The 22,008-nt window shown below is 66.0% G+C and carries 13 protein-coding genes and 1 pseudogene; 9 read left to right on the forward strand and 5 right to left on the reverse strand.

What is annotated here, in order from left to right:
* Nucleotides 1–49 precede the first annotated feature (49 nt).
* Together WKW79_RS01450 and WKW79_RS01455 are read left to right on the forward strand one after the other, a co-directional pair.
* Entirely contained in the window at nt 50–910 is an 861-nt protein-coding gene (locus WKW79_RS01450) for a YbgC/FadM family acyl-CoA thioesterase (protein WP_340333314.1), read from the forward strand.
* Nucleotides 911–1,682: 772 nt separating this feature from the next.
* Nucleotides 1,683–11,105 carry an ESPR-type extended signal peptide-containing protein gene (locus WKW79_RS01455; RefSeq protein ID WP_340333315.1) on the forward strand — a complete coding sequence of 3,141 codons (9,423 nt, stop codon included), beginning with the start codon at nt 1,683–1,685 and terminating at the stop codon, nt 11,103–11,105.
* A gap of 78 nt (nt 11,106–11,183) precedes the next feature.
* Here WKW79_RS01455 and ygfZ read toward each other — a convergent pair whose 3' ends face one another.
* Nucleotides 11,184–12,107 (reverse strand): CAF17-like 4Fe-4S cluster assembly/insertion protein YgfZ, encoded by a 924-nt coding sequence (gene ygfZ / locus WKW79_RS01460; RefSeq protein WP_340333316.1) that lies wholly within the window; start codon nt 12,105–12,107, stop codon nt 11,184–11,186.
* Between the two features lie 75 nt (nt 12,108–12,182).
* Here ygfZ and mltG point away from each other — a divergent pair, with 75 nt between their 5' ends.
* The 6 genes from mltG to WKW79_RS01490 all read left to right on the forward strand — a co-directional run bounded on the left by mltG (nt 12,183) and on the right by WKW79_RS01490 (nt 16,791).
* Nucleotides 12,183–13,181 (forward strand): endolytic transglycosylase MltG, encoded by a 999-nt coding sequence (mltG, locus tag WKW79_RS01465; protein ID WP_340333317.1) that lies wholly within the window; start codon nt 12,183–12,185, stop codon nt 13,179–13,181.
* Complete coding sequence (gene tmk / locus WKW79_RS01470; protein WP_340333318.1) at nt 13,178–13,819, forward strand: dTMP kinase; 642 nt, start codon at nt 13,178–13,180, stop codon at nt 13,817–13,819. Before mltG ends, tmk begins: the two co-directional genes overlap by 4 nt.
* Nucleotides 13,820–13,880: 61 nt before the next feature.
* Nucleotides 13,881–14,885, forward strand: coding sequence for a DNA polymerase III subunit delta' (locus tag WKW79_RS01475; protein ID WP_340333319.1), 1,005 nt, complete (start codon nt 13,881–13,883; stop codon nt 14,883–14,885).
* Complete coding sequence (locus WKW79_RS01480) at nt 14,882–15,256, forward strand: PilZ domain-containing protein (RefSeq protein WP_340333320.1); 375 nt, start codon at nt 14,882–14,884, stop codon at nt 15,254–15,256. The genes WKW79_RS01475 and WKW79_RS01480 overlap by 4 nt, the downstream gene beginning before the upstream one ends.
* Before the next feature lie 57 nt (nt 15,257–15,313).
* Nucleotides 15,314–16,120: a TatD family hydrolase gene (locus tag WKW79_RS01485; RefSeq protein ID WP_340333321.1), complete on the forward strand. Its 807-nt coding sequence runs from the start codon at nt 15,314–15,316 to the stop codon at nt 16,118–16,120.
* A complete protein-coding gene (locus WKW79_RS01490; protein WP_340333322.1) occupies nt 16,117–16,791 on the forward strand; it encodes an ankyrin repeat domain-containing protein in 675 nt (224 codons plus the stop codon). The genes WKW79_RS01485 and WKW79_RS01490 overlap by 4 nt, the downstream gene beginning before the upstream one ends.
* 10 nt (nt 16,792–16,801) lie before the next feature.
* On the opposite strand, the gene WKW79_RS01495 is transcribed toward WKW79_RS01490, so the two are convergent.
* Both WKW79_RS01495 and WKW79_RS01500 read right to left on the reverse strand, forming a co-directional pair.
* Nucleotides 16,802–17,956 carry a lipocalin family protein gene (locus tag WKW79_RS01495; RefSeq protein WP_340333323.1) on the reverse strand — a complete coding sequence of 385 codons (1,155 nt, stop codon included), beginning with the start codon at nt 17,954–17,956 and terminating at the stop codon, nt 16,802–16,804.
* Between the two features lie 99 nt (nt 17,957–18,055).
* Nucleotides 18,056–19,350 (reverse strand): annotated as a pseudogene (locus tag WKW79_RS01500) (MFS transporter).
* Here WKW79_RS01500 and WKW79_RS01505 point away from each other — a divergent pair.
* Nucleotides 19,271–19,489, forward strand: coding sequence for a hypothetical protein (locus tag WKW79_RS01505; RefSeq protein ID WP_340333854.1), 219 nt, complete (start codon nt 19,271–19,273; stop codon nt 19,487–19,489). The pseudogene WKW79_RS01500 and the gene WKW79_RS01505 sit on opposite strands and share 80 nt — an antisense overlap.
* A gap of 375 nt (nt 19,490–19,864) precedes the next feature.
* Here the strand turns inward: WKW79_RS01505 and WKW79_RS01510 are convergent, their stop codons facing one another.
* Nucleotides 19,865–20,785, reverse strand: a complete 921-nt coding sequence (locus tag WKW79_RS01510; protein ID WP_340333324.1) for a Bug family tripartite tricarboxylate transporter substrate binding protein — start codon at nt 20,783–20,785, stop codon at nt 19,865–19,867.
* A gap of 204 nt (nt 20,786–20,989) precedes the next feature.
* Nucleotides 20,990–21,988, reverse strand: coding sequence for a Bug family tripartite tricarboxylate transporter substrate binding protein (locus tag WKW79_RS01515; RefSeq protein ID WP_340333325.1), 999 nt, complete (start codon nt 21,986–21,988; stop codon nt 20,990–20,992).
* Between the last annotated feature and the right edge of the window lie 20 nt (nt 21,989–22,008).

The following is a 22,008-nucleotide window of genomic DNA, read 5'->3' on the forward strand; positions in this document are numbered from 1 at the left end:
GAATCGCCCGCCTCAGGCAAATACCAACACACATCCCAGGAGACCCTTGATGCCCCGCCGTAGCGATTTCCGTTTTTTCCACCGCCTGCGCGTGCGCTGGGCCGAAGTCGACATGCAGAAGATCGTGTTCAACGCGCACTACCTGATGTACTTCGACACCGCGATCGCCGACTACTGGCGCGCGCTGGCGCTGCCCTACGAGGAGTCGATGGTCGCGATGGGTGGCGACCTCTACGTGCGCAAGGCGACGGTCGAGTTCAATGCCTCGGCGCGGGCCGATGACATGGTTGACGTGGCCATGCGTTGCGCGCGCATCGGCACATCGTCGCTGCTGTTCGAAGGCGCGCTGTTCCGTGGCGACGAGTTGCTGGTGACGTGCGAACTGGTCTATGTCTTCGCCGATCCGGCCACGCAGACTTCCAAGCCCGTGCCTGACGTGTTGCGCACCTTGCTCACGGATTACGAAGCCCGCAAGCCGGTGTTCGACGTCGTGGCCGGCACATGGGCGGAACTGGGGGAGGGCGCCGGTGAATTGCGACGCGAAGTGTTCGTCGAGGAACAACGCGTCCCCCTTGACATGGAACTGGACGCGCAGGACCCCGTCGCCGTGCATGGCGTGGCGCGCAACCGGCTGGGCCGTGTCATTGCCACCGGGCGGCTCGTGGTCGAAGCGCCGGGCGTTGGACGCATCGGTCGGATGGCCGTGCATCGCGCCATGCGCGGCGGTGGCCACGGCGCGGCCGTGCTGAGACTGCTGGAAGACGCGGCCCGGGCGCGTGGCGACCGCGAAATCACGCTGTCCGCGCAGCGCAGCGCCGAGGCCTTCTACCTCCGCCGCGGGTATGTGCCGGCCGGCGAGCCCTTCGAGGAAGCCGGCATCGCGCACATCGAGATGCGGCGCACGCTCTGAGAGCCCGAATTGTCTGTGCCATCGCCAGGAAGTTTCCGGGTGATGGAAGGGACGCGGCCTGCATCGCCGAACGAGGCCGAATGCTCCAATACATCCATCTGCTGTCACGGATCAAAAAAAGTGTGAGAACAAGAAGAAGCGCCCCTTGAGGGCGAGGGTTGGGAGGAATCTGATCCCCGGAGACGCGAGTTTTCGGGGATTTTTTTTGCTTCTCCAATTGGTTTGAATGGTCCTCGGCGCCCTGGCGATTTGGAGAAATTTCCGCAGCGTCGTGCAGAACGTTCTGGCAGTCCAAATCTCGCCTGAATGCTCCAATACATCCCATGAGCTGTCACATGGAGGAGACGAGGTGAGTAAGAAGCGCCTTTGAAAGGCGCCCGAGAGAGGGACCTTTTCCCGGGGAATTGAATTTCCCCGGGATTCTTTTCATTCGCGTTCGCCGGTGCAATGCCGGCTGATCCTGCCATCGCAGGTTTTACGTGAAGTCCTGATCCCAAGGCCATGCCATGGCGATATTTCTGTCGGAACACAGGAAGCCGCGTCGGAAATCTCAGCGCCCGTGTGAGAAGTTTCCGCAGCCGCCCTCGGAAGCGCCCGGCATACGGGAAAACCCCCAAATGGTCCAATACATACATGCAAATAAACGTTGCCAGCCACCTGAAAGGCCAGCGATTTTTATTTCGAAATCGCTGAAGCAATTCAGCCGGCAAGTCACATGGTCGGAATGACTGCCCCGCAATCTTCTACCCGGCATTTTTTGGAGTTAGCGAGCATGAACAAGGTTTACAAGAGCATCTGGAATGAATCCCTGGGCGCGTGGGTCGCGGCCTCGGAAGTGGTGTCGGGGCAGGGCAAGAAGGCGCGTTCGACGGTCAAGCGTGCCGTGTCGTCCAAGAGCTTCCGGACCTCGGTGCTGAGTGCCGCGGTGGCCATGTTTGCCCAGGGCGGCCTGGCCGCCACCACGGTCGGCGGCGGCAATGCCAACGGCACCAATTCCGTCGCCATCGGCAATGGCGGCACTGCTTGCGCACCGGGTTCCACCAGCAATGCCTATGGCGTCACGACCACGATGACTTCGACGGGCGCCATTGCGAACGGCGCGAATTCCATGGCCATGGGCACCAATTGCGCGGCGCCTGCGGCCGCCTGGGGCTCAGAATCGATAGCGTTCGGGGACAACTCCTTCGCCAAGGGCATTTTCGCCACGGCAGTCGGCACGAACAGCCAGGCGCTTGGCAACCAGTCATCGGCCTTTGGTCTCAATGCGCGGGCCACTGCCGAGTACACAACGGCAGCCGGTAACGACAGCGTGGCATCGGGCTATGCGTCTGCGGCCTACGGTTACGGCGCGACGTCGTCTGGCAACTACAGTGCCGCGGTCGGCTTCACTGCGCAAGCGACAGGCTTCTCGGCCAGCGCTTTTGGCAATGCCGCCCTTGCCTCCGGTGGAGACAGCATCGCGATTGGGTCGGGCGCCCAGGCCACCAATACCAACAACATCGCGATCGGTAAAGGTGCAAAGGTCACAGGGTCGAATTCCGGCGGGGTCGCCATCGGCTACAACTCCAGCGCGCCAGGCAATGCCTCCGTCGCCCTGGGTCAGAACTCGACTGCGACAGGCAATGGCTCCATCACGATGGGCGACGTTTCGAACAGCGTGGGCGACTTCTCGGCTTCGTTGGGCTGGTCCGCGAAAGCGCAAGGCACCAGCGCGACCGCCATCGGTCCGAGAACCAGCGCGCTCTATGCGGACAGCGTGGCGATCGGCAACAACAGCGCCACCGGCAGCGCGGCGCCGACGGGCCAGGGCTACCTGACCAAGACGGCGGCGCCGACCAGCGAGGTGTCCGTGGGCAACTCGGGCCAACTGCGCCGCATCACCAACGTGGCGGACGGCGCGGCGCAACAGGATGCGGTGACGGTGTCGCAATTGAGCACCAGCAACACGACCCTCGGCCAGTCGATCGCCAACGACCTGGGCGGCGGATCGACCTACAGCGCGGCAACCAACACCGTGAGCGCGCCCGCCTACACGACGTACAACGCCGACGGCACAACCGCCACGGCGAACAGCGTCGGCGCGGCCATCAACAACGTCAATTCGAAGGGCATCAAGTACTTCCACGCCAACAGCACGGGTGGGGACTCCGTCGCGACCGGCGCTGACGCCGTTGCGATCGGAACCGCTGCCACCGCGAGTGGCGGCGCTTCGTTCGCACTCGGCCAGGGCTCCCAGGCGCAGGGCCAGAACACGGTGGCCATGGGCTACAACTCGCAGGCTCAGGGTGGGTCGGCGCTCGCGATCGGTGCCGGCTCCGTCTCCGCGGGGTCGAGCATCGCCATCGGTGTGACCACGCAGGCGGCACAGAATGCCACTTCGGTGGGTCCGGCCGCAGTGGCTGCCGGCAAGAATTCGACCGCCCTCGGTCTCTATGCCTGGAGCCGCTACGACAACAGCGTGGCCATCGGCTACAACAGCGCCACCGGCACGGCTGCGCCGACCACCACCGGCTACCTGACCAACCAGGCCGCACCGACCAGCGAAGCCTCGTTCGGCTCGGCGGGATCCACCCGCCGTCTCACCAACATCGCCGACGGCGCAGCGGCAACGGACGCGGTCACGGTGTCCCAGCTGAGCACCAGCAGCTCGACGCTGGGCCAGTCGATCGCCAACGACCTGGGCGGCGGCGCGACCTACAGCGCGGCAACCAATACCGTGAGCGCGCCTGCTTACACGACGTACAACGCCGACGGCACCACCGCCACGGCGAACAGCGTCGGCGCGGCCATCAACAACGTCAATTCGAAGGGCATCAAGTACTTCCACGCCAACAGCAGCGGCACGGACAGCAAGGCGACGGGTTCCAACAGCGTGGCCATCGGCCAATCGTCGGTCGCCAGCGGCAGCGACAGCCTCGCGGCCGGCAACGGTGCAGTCGCCACGGGCGGCGGTTCCATCGCCTTCGGCCTCAACGCCGTGACGAGCGGCACGGGCTCCGCCATCGCCCAGGGCCAGGGCGCCAGCGCGAACAACAACGCGATGGCCATGGGCCTGAACGCACAAGCCACCAACACGAACATCTCGTCGCCCGCGTTCTACGCAGGCGTTGCGATTGGTTCGGGTGCCAAGGCCAACGGCACGACCACCGCGGGTTCTTCTCCGGTGGCGATCGGCAACGCAGCCAATGCCTCGGGCGCTGGCTCGCAAGTCGCGATCGGCGACCAGGCGGTAGCGACCGGCAAGAATGCCGTCGCCATCGGCGGCAACGCCGGTTCTGCCGGCACGATGGCCACGGGTGACTACTCGATGGCCCTCGGCCCGGGCGCGACGGCCAACAACACCAACGGCGTTGCGATCGGCTACGGCTCGAGCGCTGCGCAGGCCAATGGCACCGCCATCGGTGTCAATGCCAAGGCCAACAATCTCAATGACTTGGCACTGGGCACGGGTTCGACGACGTCGGGCGTGCACACCGGCAACACCACGCTGATGGGCGCCACGGCAGCGGGCATTGCCAGCACGGCAGCCGGCGTCGTGAGCGTCGGCCAGGCCGGCGCCGAGCGCCAGATCCAGAACGTCGCGGCCGGCGTCATCTCGTCGACCAGCACGGACGCGGTCAACGGCTCGCAGCTCAACGGCATCCAGACGGCGTTCAGCTCGCTGTCGACCGGCACCTCGACCAGCGTGTCGACCCTGACGGCCTCCAACAACTCGATGTCGACCAGCGTGGGCAACATGCAGACGCTGACGGGCAGCCTGTCGACCGGCTTCAACTCGCTGTCGACGACGGTGGGCGGCTATACGAACAGCATCAACTCGCTGTCGACGTCCAACAGCAACCTGACGACGAGCGTGAACTCGGTGTCCACGTCGGTCGGCGCACTGAACAGCAGCGTGACTGCGCTCAACACCGAAACCGACAAGCTCGGCCAGACGGCGGCTGCAGCGCTGGGTGGCGGCTCGACCTACGACGTCGCGACCGGCGCGATCTCCGCACCTGCCTACACGACCTACAACGCCAACGGCACGACCGCGACGGCCACCAGCGTTGGCTCGGCAATCGACAACATCAACAACAAGGGCATCAAGTACTTCCACGCGAATTCAAACGGCACGGACTCGGTGGCTACCGGCAGCAACGCCGTTGCCATCGGCCAGGGCGCAGTGGCGAGCGCCAACGGTGCCTTCGCCATGGGCAGTGACGCCGCGGGCAACTATGGTGCGCAGTCGACCGGCCAATCCGCGATTGCCCTCGGTGGCCGTGCCGTGGCCTCCAGCGACCGCGCCATCGCGGCGGGCTGGGACGCCCAGGCCTCGGGCTGGGCCGGCGTTGCGTTGGGCCAAAGCGCCCGGGCGTTGAGCGATGCCAGCGTTGCGCTGGGCTCGGGCTCGGTGACCGCAGCCGGTTCGCCGACGACCACGGGCTACATGACGAACTCGGCCGCGCCTGCTGCCGAAGTCTCGGTGGGCGGTGCCGGCGTGACGCGTCGCATCACCAACGTCGGCGACGGCGCGGCCCCGCAAGATGCGGTGACGGTCGCCCAGCTGAGCACCAGCAACAGCAGCCTGTCGACCGGCATCGCGTCGCTGTCGAGCTCGACCTCGACCGGCCTGGCCAATGCCGACAGCAAGCTCAACTCGCTCTCGACCTCGACCTCCACGGGCTTTGCCAACGCCGACAACAAGCTGAACTCGCTCTCGACCGGCCTGGCCGACACCAACAGCAACCTGGGCTCGCTGTCGACCGCCACGGCGTCCAGCATCGGCTCGCTGTCGAGCTCGACCTCGACTGGCCTGGCCAATGTCGCCAACAGCGTGGGCTCGCTGTCGACCTCCACGTCGACCGCGTTCGCCAACCTCCAGGGCTCGATGTCCGGCGACCTGAATGACCTGAAGGCAACGACCACCACGCTCGGCCAGACGGCAGCGGCCGGCCTCGGCGGCGGCGCTTCGTATGACTCGTCGACGGGTGCCATCAGCGCTCCTTCATACACCACCTACAACGCCGACGGCACGACCGGCACGGCCAGCAACGTCGGCGATGCGCTCGCCAGCATCAATGCCAACGGCATCAAGTATTTCCACGCCAGCTCGACCGGCGCGGACAGCACGACCACGGGCCGCGATGCGGTCGCGATCGGCGGCGAAGCGACGGCCAGCAAGCTGGGCGTGGCCATCGGCTACCAATCGCAGGCCGGCGACAACTCGGTCGCCATCGGCAACGGCTCCAAGACGGACGGCTACGGCACGCCGACGGCCAGCGCCAAGGTGGGCGACACGACCTTCGGCAACTTCGCAGGCAGCAGCCCGCAAGGCGTCGTCAGCGTGGGCGACGTGGGCTCGGAACGCCAGATCCAGAACGTCGCCGCCGGCCGCGTCTCCGCGACCAGCACGGATGCCGTCAACGGCAGCCAGCTCCACAGCGTGGCCAAGCAGGTCGATGTCACCAACAACAACCTGAACTCGCTCTCGACCTCCACGGCCGACGGCCTCAGCTCGCTCTCCACCTCGACGGCGGACGGCCTTGACTCGCTGTCGACCTCCACGTCGGCAGGCCTGGCCAATGCCGACAGCAAGCTGAACTCGCTCTCGACCTCGACGTCGACCGGCTTCGCCAACGCCGACAGCAAGCTCGACTCGCTGTCCACCTCCACCTCGGCCGGCCTGGCCAGCGCCGACAGCAAGATCAACTCGCTGTCGACCTCGACGGCCGATGGTATCAAGTCGCTCTCGACTTCCACCTCGACGGGCTTCGCCAACGCCGACAGCAAGATCAACTCGCTGTCGACCTCGACGTCTACCGGCTTCGCCAATGCCGACAGCAAGCTCAACTCGCTGTCCACCTCGACCGCGTCGAACATCAACAGCCTGTCGACCTCGACGGCTGCCGACATCGCCTCGCTGTCGACCTCGACGTCGACCGGTTTCGCCAACGCCGGCGCCGGCACGGCCTCGCTCTCGACCAGCGTTGCCAACCAGAATGCCAAGACCGACACGCTCGGCAATGCCGCAGCGGCCAACCTCGGCGGCGGCTCGACCTATGACGCCGCCACGGGCAAGATCAGCGCCCCGGCCTACACCACGTACAACGCCGACGGCACGACCGGCTCGGTGAACAACGTGGGCGACGCCTTCGCTGCCATCAACAAGAACGGCATCAAGTACTTCCACGCCAACTCGACCGGCGCGGACAGCGTGGCCTCCGGCGCGGAGAGCGTTGCCATCGGCCCGAACGCGGTGGCTTCGCATGACCGCTCGGTCGCCATCGGCTCGGCCTCGCAGACGCAAGCCGCGGTGAACGCACCGACGGCCACGGTCGGCTCGACCAGCTTCGGCTCCTTCGCCGGTGCCGTGCCCACGGGCAGCTTCAGCGTCGGCGATGCCGGTGTCGAACGCCAGGTGCAGAACGTCGCCGCCGGCCGCATCACGGCCGCCAGCACGGACGCCGTCAACGGCAGCCAGCTCTTCCAGGTGGCCAAGGTCGTCGACCAGAACCGCGTGGGCCTCGACTCGCTCTCGACCTCGACGTCGACGGGCCTGTCCACGACCAACAGCAACCTCAACTCGCTGTCGACCTCGACCGCTTCGCAGATCGGCAGCCTGTCGACCTCGACCTCGACCGGCCTCGGCAATGCCAACAGCCGCATCGACTCGCTCTCGACCTCGACCGCGTCCAACATCGCCTCGCTGTCGACCTCGACCTCGACCAGCTTCGACAACCTCAGCGCGGGCCTGTCGACCGGCGTGAGCGCACTGCAAACCTCGGCTGACAAGCAAGGCGAGACGACCGCAGCCGCACTCGGCGGTGGCGCCAGCTACGACGCCGCAACCGGCGCGATCAACGCACCGTCGTACAAGACGTACAACGCCGATGGCTCGACCAGCACGGTGAACAACGTCGGTGATGCGCTCGACAATATCAGCACCAAGGGCACCAAGTACTTCCACGCCAACTCGACGGCGGCGGACAGCGTCGTGACGGGCGCCGACAGCGTGGCCATCGGCCCGAACGCCGTGGCGTCGCATGACAATTCGGTCGCCATCGGCCAGGGCGCGAAGACCTCGGCAGCCGTGGGCGAGACCAGCGTGAAGGTCGGCACCACGGACTTCGGCTCCTTCGCCGGCGGCGCGCCGGTGGGCAGCTTCAGCGTCGGCGCTGCCGGTGCCGAGCGCCAGATCCACAACGTCGCGGCGGGCCGCCTGTCGGCTGCCAGCACGGACGCCGTCAACGGCAGCCAGCTGTTCCAGGTCGCCAAGGTCACGGACCAGAACAGCGTTGGCATCGCCTCGCTGTCGACCTCCACGTCGACCGGCCTGAACACCGCCTTCAGCGGCCTGAGCTCGCTCTCGACCGCCACGGCTTCCAGCATCGGCAGCCTGTCGTCCTCGACCTCGGTCGGTTTGGGCAACTTGGCCAGCGACCTGTCGTCGCTCTCGACCTCGACCTCGACCGGCTTCGCCAACATGGGTGCGGGCCTCTCGACCGGCATCAGCAGCCTGCAGGTGTCGAGCGACAACCAGGGTCAATCCACGGCGGCAGCCCTCGGCGGCGGCGCGGCATACGACGCGGCCACCGGCAAGATCAGCGCACCGTCGTACACGACGTACAACGCCGACGGCTCGACCAGCACGGTGAACAACGTCGGCGACGCGCTCGACAGCATCAACACCAAGGGCACGAAGTACTTCCATGCCAACTCCAACGGCGCGGACAGCCAGGCCCTCGGCGCGGAAAGCGTCGCCATCGGCCCGAACGCCGTCGCCGCGGACGCCGGCTCGGTCGCGATCGGCTCCGGTGCCAAGACCTCCGCAGCCGTGGCCGTGAACAGCGCCAAGGTGGGCGCCTCGACCTTCGGCGGCTTCGCCGGTGCGACGCCCGCAGGCAGCTTCAGCGTCGGCGCCAAGGGCGCGGAACGCCAGGTGCAGAACGTGGCCGCTGGCCAAGTGACGGCGACGAGCACGGACGCCATCAACGGCAGCCAGCTCTATCAAGTGGCGGCCAACCTCGACAAGGCCAGCGGCGACCTCGGCTCGCTGTCGACCTCGATGTCGACCAGCCTGGATGCGGTCAACGCCAGCGTCGGCTCGCTGTCGACCTCCACGTCGACCGGCTTCGCCAACGTCAACAGCAGCCTCGACTCGCTGTCCACGTCCACCGCTTCGAGCATCGGCAGCCTGTCGACCTCGACGGCCAACGGCCTGAGCTCGCTGTCGACCTCCACGTCGGCCAGCATCGGTTCGCTGTCGACCTCGACCGCGAACAGCATCAGCGACCTGCAAGCCAAGGGCACCAACCTGGGTGACTCGGCAGCGGCCGGCCTCGGCGGCGGCGCCAAGTTCGACCCGGCCACGGGCAAGATCAGCGCCCCGTCGTACACGGTCTACAACGCCGACGGCTCGACCAGCCAGGCCGACAACGTGGGCGATGCGCTCGACAGCATCAACACCAAGGGCACGAAGTACTTCCACGCCAACTCGAGCGGCGCGGACAGCCAGGCCATCGGCACGGACAGCGTGGCTATCGGCCCGAACGCGATCGCCGGCTTCAACAACTCGGTCGCCATCGGCGCCGGTTCCCAGGCTGGCAAGGTCACGGTCGTGAACAGCGTGACGGTGGGCGGCACCACATACAACAACTTCGCCGGCAGCGCGCCGGTGGGCGCCTTCAGCGTGGGTGCCAAGGACGCGGAACGCCAGGTGCAGAACGTGGCCGCCGGCCAGATGAGCGCCAACAGCACGGACGCCATCAACGGCAGCCAGCTGTACCAGGTGGCCGACAACCTCGACAAGACGGGCGCCAACCTCGGCTCGCTGACCACGGACGTGGGCAACCTGACGAACACGGTGAGCTCGCTGTCGAGCTCCACCTCGACCGGCCTGAGCAACCTGGGCGACAGCCTGGCTTCGCTGTCGACCTCGACGGCGGGCAGCATCAGCGGCCTGCAAAGCGACGTGGGCAGCCTGTCCACCGGCCTCGGCAACCTGTCGGGCCGCGTCGACAACGTGACCAACCGCGTCGACGGCCTCGAAGGCGGCCTGGCTTCGCTGTCGACCAGCGTGGACAGCCTGGGCAACGCAGCCACGGCTGGCGTGGCTTCGCTGTCGACCTCGGTGTCGGTGATCAAGGACGCTGCGGACAAGACGAACAGCAACCTGTCGAACGTCGGCAAGGGCGCTGCGGCCGGCCTCGGCGGCGGCTCGAGCTATGACGCTTCCACCGGCAGCTGGTCGGCACCGACCTACACCGTCAGCAATGCGGACGGCACGACCTCGACCGTCAACAACGTGGGCGATGCACTGAACAGCATCAACCAGAACGGCACGAAGTACTTCCACACGAACTCGTCGCAGGACGATTCGAAGGCCACCGGCGCCAACTCGACCGCCATCGGCCCGCAGGCCGTGGCCAGCGGCACCAGCGCCGTGGCGATGGGCCAGAACGCGCAAGCCACCGGCACCAACGCCATCGCCATCGGCACCGGCGCGCAGGCCACCGGCTCCCAAGCCATCGGCGCCTTTGCCCGCTCCGGCAACGGCGGCGTGGCGATCGGCGACCAGGCGGACGCTGGCGGCACTTCGCAGAGCCGTAACGCCTCCGTGTCGCAAGGCACGGCCATTGGCTTCGGCGCGGTGGTGCAGGTCAACGGCGGTGTGGCAGTCGGCTCGGGTTCGGTGGCAACGCGTGATGCTGGCGTCGCCGGCTACGTGTCGAAGACCGCGACCGACGAGCAGAAGGCTGCCGTCGCCGCCACGACCAGCACGCAAGGTGCAATGTCCGTGGGTGGCAATGGCCAGACGCGCCAGATCACCGGCGTGGCCGCCGGCTCGGAAGACAGCGACGCCGCCAACGTGGCGCAGCTGAAGGCCGTGAGTGGTGACGTCGGCCAGGTCGCCGGCCAGGTCAACGCGCTGCAATCGCAAGTCGGTCAGATCCAGGGCCAGGTGGCCGATCTGCAGAAGGGTGCCTACTCGGGCGTGGCCATGGGCTTCGCGATGTCCGGCACCTACATGCCGACCATGGAAGCGGGCGACAAGGCACTGGGCGTGGGCGTGGGCAGCTACAAGGGCTACTCGGCCGTGGCGGTCAACTTCAAGGAGATGGCCAAGGACGGCAAGATGTCCTGGGGCGTCGGTGTCGCGACGACCGGCAAGGATGTGGGCGTCAACGCCGGCATCGGCTGGAAGTGGAAGTGATCGTCGCCTGACCCTCGGGTCTGGTGAATGAAAAGCGGCTCCTGCGTTTGCGCGCAGGAGCCGCTTTTTCGTGGGCGGTCAGATATCCGCGAGCAGGGGGTAGGGCAGGGGATCGACCGTCAGCGCCACGCCCTCGGGCCCACCGGCACGCAGCCCACCCGCTTCCAGCGCAGCGATCTGCATCGAGATGATGGCCGACCATTCGCCCGACGGCGACGCGGCCGATTGCACCACGGTGCCGGCCGGCTGCTCCGCATCGTTGGCCGCGAAGACTTCCTCGCCGGGCGTGACCGGCGCATCCGCACGCACCACATAGGCACGGCGCTTCAGCGTGCCGCGGAACTGGCTGCGCGCCACGATTTCCTGGCCGGGGTAGCAGCCCTTCTTGAAGTTCACGCCGCCCACCGATTCGTAGTTCAGCATCTGCGGCACGAAGGCATCGAGCACCGGCGTCGTCAATGTCGCGATGCCGCTGCGCACCTCGCTCCATTGCCAGAGGCTGGCATCCATCTCATCGCCCGTGGGCGCAGGCGCACCGACGGGCGCGATCCACAAGGCGCGCGGAATGCCATCGGCCGGATAGAGCGAAACCACGCTGGCTTCCCCGACCATGCTGCGCACACCGGGCGCGGCAGACGCGTCGATGCCGTTGCCGGCGAGCGCGGAGCCGGCCACACCATACAGCGCGAAATCCGCGCTGGCATCGGTGAGCTTCGCCTTGGCGCGCAGCACGTACATCGACAGGCGCTTGAGCGTGGCGGCGAGGATGTCGCGGCTGCACACCAGCAGGATCGTTTCCGCCTGCGGCCGGATGCCGATGAAGCTGGCGATCATGCGGCCCTTGGCGGTGCAAAGCGCAGCCAGGCGGGCTTGCGAGCCGTCGAGCAGGGAGAAATCCTGGGTGAGTTGGCCGTGGAGGAAGGAGGCGGCGTCAGGGCCTTCGGCGCGGATCACGCCGAGGTGGGGGAGGGCAGCGATGCCATTGAGCACAACGGGGTTCATCGCTGAATTATCATGGCCGGCCCGCATCCGTTCAGTTCGCAGGGCCAAGCGCTACCCACTCTCATATCCTGCTCCGTGCGACGATTTTTCCTGACTGTTTTCCTGCTGGGTGCCTTGGCGGCGCTTGCCGTGGGTGCCTGGGGGCTCTGGTGGGTCCACCAGCCATTGAAGATGTCGGCGCCCTCGCTGGACCTGTCGATCGAACCCGGCACCACGCCGCGCGGCATTGCCCAGGCCGTGGCCGACGCGGGCGTCGACGTGCAGCCAAGACTCCTCTACTGGTGGTTCCGCGTGTCCGGGCAATCCCGGCAGATGCGTGCCGGCAGCTATGAACTGGAGCCGGGCGTGACCCCGCAACTCCTGCTCAACGTACTGGTGCGCGGCGAGGAGGCGACACGCAGCGTCGTGCTGGTCGAAGGCTGGAACTTCCGGCAGGTGCGCGCCGCGCTGGCGAAGGCCGACCAGTTGAAGCAGGAAACCGCCGCCCTGAGCGATGAGGCCCTGATGGAAAAGCTCGGCCGCCCCGGCCAGCATCCGGAAGGCCGCTTCTTCCCGGATACCTACACCTACTCCAAGAACTCCACCGACACCGTCTTGCTGCAGCGCGCCATGCGCGCGATGGACCGCAAGCTCGCCGCCGCCTGGGCCGCACGGTCCTCCGACCTGCCGCTGAAGTCGGCCGATGAGGCCTTGATCCTGGCCAGCATTGTCGAAAAGGAGACAGGCAAGGCCAATGAGCGGGCACAGATCGCCTCGGTCTTCGTCAACCGCCTGCGCGCCGGCATGCCGTTGCAGACCGACCCTACCGTCATCTACGGCCTCGGCACGCGCTTCGACGGCAACCTCCGCAAGAAGGATCTGCAGACCGACACGCCCTGGAACACCTACACCCGGAACGGCCTGCCGCCGACCCCCATCGCCATGCCCGGCAAGGCCGCCTTGCTCGCGGCCGTGCAACCGGCGCAGGGCAAGTCGCTCTATTTCGTCTCGCGCGGTGACGGCACCAGTCAATTCAGCAATTCGCTCGACGAGCACAACAACGCGGTGAACCGCTATCAACGGAATCGACAATGAGCGTGGCCACGGGGCTGTTTCTTTCACTCGAAGGCATCGACGGCGCCGGCAAGTCGAGCCACATCGACGCGCTCGAGGCGCTGTTCCGCAGCCAGGGCCGCACCGTCACCCGTACCCGCGAACCCGGCGGCACGCCGCTCGGCGAGACCCTGCGCACGCTGGTGCTGAACGAGGCCATGAACCCGCTGACCGAGTCCCTGCTCGTGTTCGCGGCCCGGCGCGAGCATGTCTTGCAGGTCATCGTGCCCGCCCTGCAGCGAGGCGACGTGGTCCTCTGCGACCGCTTCACCGACGCCACCTTTGCGTACCAGGGCGCCGGCCGCGGCTTCGACCTCGGCGTGCTCGGCATGCTGGAGCGCTGGGTCCAGGCCGATCCGGCGCATTCGGATGCACTGCTGCAACCCGGCCTCACGCTGTGGTTCGACCTCCCGCCCGAGATCGCGGCCGAACGCCTCGCCGGCGCGCGTCTGCCCGACAAGTTCGAGGCCCAGCCCGTCGAGTTCTTCCGTCGCGTCGCCCAGGGCTATGCCGACCGGGCCGCAGCCGCGCCGCGCTTCGCGCGCATCGACGCCGACTGCCCGCGCGAGCAGGTCTGGCAGCAGATCGAGGCTACGCTTCGAGCACGGGGACTGGCATGAGCACGGCGATGGTCTGCCCCCGGCAAGCCCCCCCCGCAGCGCACAGCGCGGAGGTTTCGCCATGAGCACGCTCTTGCCCTGGCTGCACGCACCGTTGGCCGAACTGCTGCGCCAGCGCGGCCATGCCTGGCTGCTGCAAGGCCCCTCTGGCCTCGGCCAATACGATCTCGCGCTGGCCCTGGCCAGCACCTGGCTCTGCGAGCAGCCCACCGCGCAAGGCGCCTGCGGCCATTGCGGCAGTTGCCATGCCATCGAAGTCCGCACGCATGCCGACCTGTGCGTGCTCATGCCCGAGGTCGCGATGATGGACCTGGGCTGGCCGCTCGATGAGAAGTCCCAGGCCGACATCGACGACAAGAAGCGCAAGCCGAGCAAGGAAATCCGCGTGGAGGCGATGCGCGATGCGGTCGGCTTTGCGCAGCGCACCAGTGCGCGCGGCCGCGGCAAGGTGGTGCTGGTGTACCCGGCCGAGCGCATGAATGCGATCACGGCCAATGCGCTGCTCAAGACCCTGGAAGAGCCGGTGGGCGACGTGCGCTTCGTGCTGGCCAGCGAGGCGGCGTGGCAACTGCTGCCCACCATCCGAAGCCGTTGCATCGGCTACACCTTGCCCTGGCCGGCGTCCGGGCAGGCGCAGGACTGGCTGGTGGCGCAAGGCGTACCCGCAGCCGACGCCGGCGCATTGCTGCGCGCGGCCGGCGGCAGGCCCAGCGACGCATTGCGCCAGGCACGCAACGGTGGTTCGCCGAAAGCCTGGTCCGTGCTGCCCAACGCCATGGCCAAGGGCGAGGTCGCCGCCTTGTCCGGCCACGCACCGAGCCAGGCCATCGACGCCCTGCAAAAGCTCTGCCACGACCTGATGGCCGTGGGGCAGGGCGCCGCGCCACGCTTCTTCGATCCGGCGGACCTGCCGAAGCCGCCCTCCAGCCGTGCGCTGGCCCGCTGGTCGAAGTCGCTCGCAGCCGCGGCGCGCACCGCCGAGCATCCCTTCAATGCGGGACTCATGTTGGAGGCGCTTGTAAGCGAAGCCCGAAGCACCCTAAACTCGGCGCCACCTCGCCCATGAACACCACCACCGCATCCCCAGCCGCCAATTCGCCCCGGCCCAGCGTGATCCAGTTGGCCATCAAGGAAAAGGGGGCGCTGTATGCGGCCTACATTCCCTTGTTCGCCGAAGGCGGCATCTTCATTCCCACGGCGCGCGAGTACCGGCTCGGCGATGACGTGTACGTGCTGCTGACATTGCCTGAAGATCCGCAGCGCTATCCGGTCGCGGGCAAGGTGGCGTGGATCACTCCGGCTCGCGCGGCCGGCAATCGCGCTCCGGGCGTCGGCATCCGCTTTCCGTCGGACGACAAGTCCCGCCAACTCAAGGCGCGCATCGAGGAAGCGCTGGGCGGCACGATGGGCTCTGACCGGCCGACGCAAACCATTTAGCTCGCCCCCGGAAGGCCCGCCGCGAGGGTCTGCATGAAGGGTTGGCGACAATAGGGGATGTTCACTGACTCCCACTGCCACCTCACTTTTCCCGAGTTGATCGACGACATGCCTCGGATCCGTGCGGCCATGCAAGCCGCGCAAGTCGACCGCGCGCTGTGCATCTGCACCAAGCTGGAAGAATTCGACGCCGTGCATGCGCTGGCCGCGCAGTACGACAACTTTTGGGCCAGCGTCGGCGTGCACCCCGATGAGGAAGACATCCAGGAGCCCACCTTCGACGACCTGGTGCGCCTGTCCGCGCTGCCCAAGGTAGTGGCCATCGGCGAAACCGGCCTCGACTACTACCAGATGGAAGAACGCAAGGGCGGTCGCAGCGTGGCCGACATGGAATGGCAGCGTGACCGGTTTCGGATACACATTCGCGCGGCCCAGCAGACCCGCAAGCCGCTGATCATCCACACCCGCGAAGCCTCGGCCGACACCCTGGCCATCCTGCGGGAAGAGGGCGAGACTGGCACCGCCAACGCAGCCGGCGGCGTGTTCCATTGCTTCACCGAGACGGCCGAAGTGGCACGCGCCGCGCTCGACCTCGGCTTCTACATCTCGTTCTCCGGCATCCTCACCTTCAAGAAGGCGCAGGACTTGCGTGACGTGGCGGCCTTCGTGCCGATGGACCGCATGCTCATCGAGACCGACAGCCCCTACCTGGCGCCGGTGCCGTACCGGGGCAAGACCAACAATCCGTCTTACGTGCCCTATGTGGCGCAACAGATTGCCCAAGTGCGACAGATGCCCGTCGAGGCCGTGGCCGAGGCCACAAGTCGCAATTTCGAAACCCTTTTCAGCGCGATCAACACATGAAGTATTTTCTCAAGAAGCTTGGATATCTATTTGTTTTTGCACTCATTTCCTGTGCAAGCACTGCCGGATCGTATGACGACTTCTTCCGTGCCGTGCGCAGCGACAACGCGAGCGGCGTGCGCAGCCTGATCGAGCGCGGTTTCGACCCGAACACGCGCGACGAGAAGCAGCAGACCGGCCTGCTGATCGCTTTGCGGGAACCCTCGCCCCGCGTGGTGCAGGTGCTGGTCGATTCGCCGAAGACCGACGTCGACGCCGTCAACGGCAGCGGTGAAAGCCCCCTGATGATGGCCAGCCTCAAGGGCCAGCAGGACGTCGTGGCCAAGCTGCTCGCGCGCGATGCCGCCGTCAACAAGACCGGCTGGACGCCGCTGCACTATGCGGCCACCAGCGGCCAGATCTCGATCATGAAGCTGCTGCTCGACAAGTTCGCCTTCATCGACGCGCAATCGCCCAACGGCACCACGCCGCTGATGATGGCTGCGATGTACGGCTCGAGCGATGCCGTCAAGCTGCTGCTGGAGGAGGGCGCCGACACCGCGATGAAGAACGAGCAGGGCATGACCGCCGTCGATTTCGCCAAGCGCGCGAACCGGGAGAGCGATGCCGCCATGATTTCCGCGGCTGCGCAGAAGAAGCCGCAGGCGCTGCCGAAGGAAGGCAAGTGGTAGGGGTGCGACCCTACTTGCGGCCCAGGCGCTCGTAACCGCTCAGTTCCATGAATCCCTGGCCCTCGGCGCTGCCCGACACTTTCACCGGCCCTTCCCAATAGACGTTCGCCGTCGTCTGTTGCGCTTCGAACTCGCTGCTGTCGACGAAGGGCTTGATGCTGTAGGTGCCGGAAGGCAGCTTGACGTTCCATTCGACGACGTAGCTGACCTTCGTGTCCGGGCTCGTCCACTTGCGGCCGGGCGTCAGTTCGATCTCGCTGGCTTTCAGGGGCGTGGAGCCCTTGGAGGTGGAGACGGTGCCCGAGGTCAGCACATTGTTGCCATCGGAGTCGAACAAGTCGTAGAGCATCACGTCGGACCCGTCGGCCAGGTGCAGGGCGAACCAGTTCCAGCCAAAGCTCAGCACATCGAAGTCGCCCCATTGGTGGTCGAACCAGACGTCGCCGCTCACCGGGATCTGGCGCCCGGCGATCTGGATCTCGCCTTGCGCGGCCATGCGAGGGCGCGAGTAGTAGTAGCTGATGCCGCTCTTGCCGAAGTCGAGCAGTCCCGGCGTGGCCGAGTCAGCCGCCCGGTGCGCGACCACCGGGCCCGAAGCGTTCAGGTCGAGCGCCAGCGAGACGCCTTCGAACTCGGCCCGCACGACGTGCGCATTGCCGTTGGCGGCGACCTGCCATCCGTCCTGCCGGAAGTCGTATCCGCTGGCCGTGCTCTTGGCGGGAAGGCCGCCGGTGCGGCTCTGGCCCGAAAATCGCCGGCCGGTCTGCAAGTCGGTCAAGGCCACATGCATGACGGTGTGCTTGACCAACCCGTTGGCGACGAAGACCGCGACGTGGAAGGCATAGCGATTGCCCGTCTTCGCGTCGAGGATGCCGTTGTAGTACCACCATTCCATGCCGGAGGCGTGGGGCGCGTCATCGGCCGGAAGGTTCAACGGGGGCAGGGCGGCGGTGCGCTCCACCGGCTTGTCGCCCGTGACAGAGGGCGCGGTCGATGCAGTCGCGGGCGGTTCACGATCCGACATCTGGACGAAGTACAAGCCGACGGCCAGTACCGCAACAATCGCGAACAGCGGCGCCACGTAGGCGCGCCAGTCCTTGCGGCGCGACGATCCGCGCCGGCGGTAGCGCCCGTAGTAGCCCTTGCCCTTGTCCTCGGATTTCATCGGTGGCACCCGCGGGATGAATATCGAAGGCCAGAGCCTAGCAGGCCGTCGTCACGACGGCATTGGCCCGGCCCGCCAATCACGGGCGCCGAAGTGGCGCTACCTGATGCCGTAGCGCGGCGCCGCACGCAGCGCCACGAGGCTGATCAGCACCCCGAAGACCATGTAGAACGACGGCGAGATCTTGCTGCCCGTGGCGGTGATGAGCCAGGCGCTGATGAAGGGTGCAAATCCGCCGAAGATCGCCACGCCCAAGCTGTAGCTGACGGAAAGGCCGGTGCCGCGCATGCCGGCGGGAAACAACTCGGCCATCGTGGCCGCCATCGGTCCCCAGTAGGCCGTTGCCACCAGACCGATCGCCGTGAGGACGATCATCAGCGTCGTCACCGAGGGGTACGAGACCAGCATGTAGAACAGCGGAACGATCATCACCAGCATGATGAGCGCCGCGGTGCGCATGATCGCCAGGCGACCGATGCGATCGGACAACGCGCCGTAGAACGGCACCAGCGTCAACTGCAACACGCCGAGCCAGATCGTGCCCACGAAGGACATCGAGGGCGGCAGACCCAGTTGCTTGACCGCGAAGGTCGGCATGAACAGCCCCGTGTACGAGATGATCGTGGCCAGGATGATGAGGCCCATCGAGGTGAGCGTGCGGCCGCGCTGGTCGAGGAGGGCGGTGCGCACCGGCGGGGCCTTGGTGGCGTTCTTGTCGAACTCGTCGCCTTCCTCCAGGTGCCGGCGGATGTAGAGGCCACCGGACCGAGCAGCAGGCCGAAGAAGAACGGTATCCGCCAGCCCCAGGACAGCAGCTGCTCCGGCGTCAGCAAGGAGTTGAGCCCCATGCCGAACGCGGCGCCCAGGAAGGTGGTGATGCCCTGGCTGGCGAACTGCCAACTGGCGAAGAAGCCGCGCCGCTTGGGATCCTGCTCGGCCAGCAAGGCCGTGGCGCTGCCGAATTCGCCGCCGGCCGCGAAGCCCTGCCACAGCCGCGCGACGATGATGAGCACCGGCGCCCAGATCCCGATGCTTGCGAAGGTCGGCGATACGGCGATCATTAGCGTGCCGCCCAGCATCAGCGCCATCGACATCGTGAGCGCGGCCTTGCGGCCGGCCGAGTCGGCGTATGCGCCGAGGACGATCGAGCCCACCGGACGCATGAAGAAGGTCACGCCGAAAGTGCCGAGCGCGATCAGGAGCGACACGTTCTCGTTGTCCGCCGGAAAGAACAGCTTGGAAATGGTCACGGCCAGGAAGCCGTAGATCACGATCTCGAACCATTCCAGCGCATTGCCGATGGAGATGGCCGTGATGACCTTGACGGTGCTGGGCTTGGATTTGGATGCGGGCGCGCACGAAGGCGCGGCTCCTGACGCGAGGCTGCTGCTCATGGTGGATGTCTCCGACTGCTTTGCTTTTGAATGCGATGACGCAGCGCGTCGCACTCATTTCCTGATGACAGTCGCACGCCGCTCCCTGTGCGGCCGCGTCGTCGAGATGACGCCGCGCCCGCAAGCCGTTCAAAGATAGGTCAAGCCCATGCGGCGGGTATATGCGCGGAGGAATCAAGCGACAAGGAATTTGGGTATGAAGCCCCCAGGCGCGGCTACTGCGTATCGCAGTTGTGGATCCTGCTATGATAATACAATGTATATTATGTTAAATAAAATAGCAAAGCGGGCACTCTGAGCTCCCCGGCCGAGCCGCCTGCGTCTCAATGTTGTGCTCGATTGAATGCACCACTCCGCGCGAAGGTTGTGTGCACGGCCTCGACGATCACTTGCATATCAAGTTCGTGTGTCAAGGCGGGCTTGCGTAGGCGGCAGCTGACGACGACGAACGCGCGGACAGGGGGCCCCCAAATGCCCCCTTCCCCGCTCAGTTTTGCGAGCGACGCCGCAGCCCTCAACTGGGTTTCAAGTCCAATGCCCGAATCAGGGCCGGGTATTGCGCCATGTCTTGCTCGATTGCATCACGCAAGACGTTCGGCGCTCCCCCCACCAACTGCCAGCCATTGATCTGCGCACGCGCCTTCATCTGCGTATCGGCAAGCGCTCTCTCGAGCGCATGATTCAACCGTGCGATTGTCTCGGGTGGTGTGCCACGTGGCGCTGCCAAGCCAATCCAGAACGATGGATCGAAGTCGCGGAAGCCGCATTCGGCAAGTGTGGGGACTTGGAGCAGCGTGGGCAGGCGGCGGGAGGACGTTTGTGCCAAGGGAACGATGCTGCCCGCTTTCACGCCAGTCTGTGCTGACGAAAAGTCCAGCAGTGCCAACTGCACTTCTCCGCCCATCAGGCCCGTCACCAATGCGCCAGAGCCCTTGTACGGCACATGCGTCAGCTCGATGCCAGCCATCGTGCGGAACTGCTCGATCGCAATATGGTTGGTAGCGCCGATGCCTGCACTTCCGTAGAACAACTTGCCAGGATTTGCCTTCGCAAATGCCACCAACTGCTGCAGGCTTTTGAATGGGGCCGCGGCATTAGTGACCAGAATTCCGACAGCACGCAGTGCAAGCCCCACGGGAATCAGATCGCGCTGTGGTGCCACTGGCGAACCTTTTTGCACCAAGGGCGCAATAACGTGGTTCGAGCGTGACGTGACAAGAATCGTGTAGCCGTCAGGAGGGGCGGCGGCGACTGCGGCCGTGCCAATAAGTCCAGCGGCTCTCGGCCGGTTGTCAATCACCAAGCTCTGTCCAAGATCGCCCCGCATGCTTTCCGCCAAAAAGCGCGCAACGATGTCCGAGGGCCCCCCCGGCGGATTGGGCACCACCAACTTGATGGGGCGGTCAGGGAACGTTTGCGCGAATGCGTCGGCCATGTGGAGGTAGCCAAGGCCACCGGTCGCGACGGCGGCAAGAAAGGTACGTCGATTCGTCATCGTGTCTACTGGTTATCGCGGAGCAACCGCTCAAGTTTTGGACGCAGGCGACGGCTTGCACGCGCCGACGCTGTTATGGAAGCAATCGTTGGTGCCCTCGTGCGCCTCGAGAGACCCGCGAGACTGCGAGAAGCAATCACCGTGTCAATCTGCGCTGATTTGGTTGTCTCTGACGACCTTGCTCCAGGCGCGTGCGTCATCGACCAGGAACTTGCGGAACTCGTCCGGTGCCTCGCCGGCGGGCGTCAGCCCGTAATCGCGCAACGCTGCCTGAAAATCCGCCGCCTCGACAATGCGCCGCGAATAAGCCATCAGCGCCGCAATCACCGGCTCGGGCGTCTTTCCTGGTGCAAAGATCCCGTGCCAGGAATCGCCGACGAAGCCAGGGAAAGTCTCGGCGATCGCGGGGACGTCCGGCAGCGCCTCGATCCGCTTCGTGCTCGAAACGCCGAGCGCCCTTACTCTGCCCCCCTTGATCTGAGGAATCGCGCCCGTGCTGGCGTCAAATGCAACGTCGACGCGTTGAGCGATCACGTCGGAAATGAAGTAGTCCTTGTACGGTACATGCGTCATCGTGACGCCGGCAGTGTTCAACAAGCGGGCCATCGCGACGTGGGTGCCTTGCCCAATACCAGCGCTGGCATAACTCATTGCATTGGGGTGTGCCTTCGCCTCGCGCACCAGATCAGCCAGCGAGCGGATTCTGGACTCTGCCGAAACCACCAGCACGTACGGTACCGACAGAATGCGAGTGACCGGGGCAAAGTCTTCCGCCTTGTATGGCAGCTTCGGATAAACGTAGGGATTGATCGAAAAAGTGTTGTTGACAGTCCATAGGAGCGTGTAGCCATCTGCGGGTGCAACTGCGACCACCTGCGCGCCCATGATCGTGCTGGCCCCGGGACGGTTCTCAACGATCACCGGCTGCCCAGTCGCCTTGGCAAAACGCTCGCCCCACAAGCGTGCGACGACATCTGGCGATGTGCCCGCTGGAAAAGGCACCACCAGGCGCACTGCTTTGGCAGGATACGCCGCCTGAGTTTGAGCCCGTGCCATGCCGGACAAGCTGACCCCGAAGGCTAGTGCGAGCATGACTGCGCGCCGCGAGAAAAGCGCTTGAATCCGGAAGACCAATCCGCTCATACGAACTCCTGATACTGCTG

Source organism: Variovorax robiniae, from assembly GCF_037889955.1.
Lineage (GTDB): Bacteria > Pseudomonadota > Gammaproteobacteria > Burkholderiales > Burkholderiaceae_C > Variovorax > Variovorax robiniae.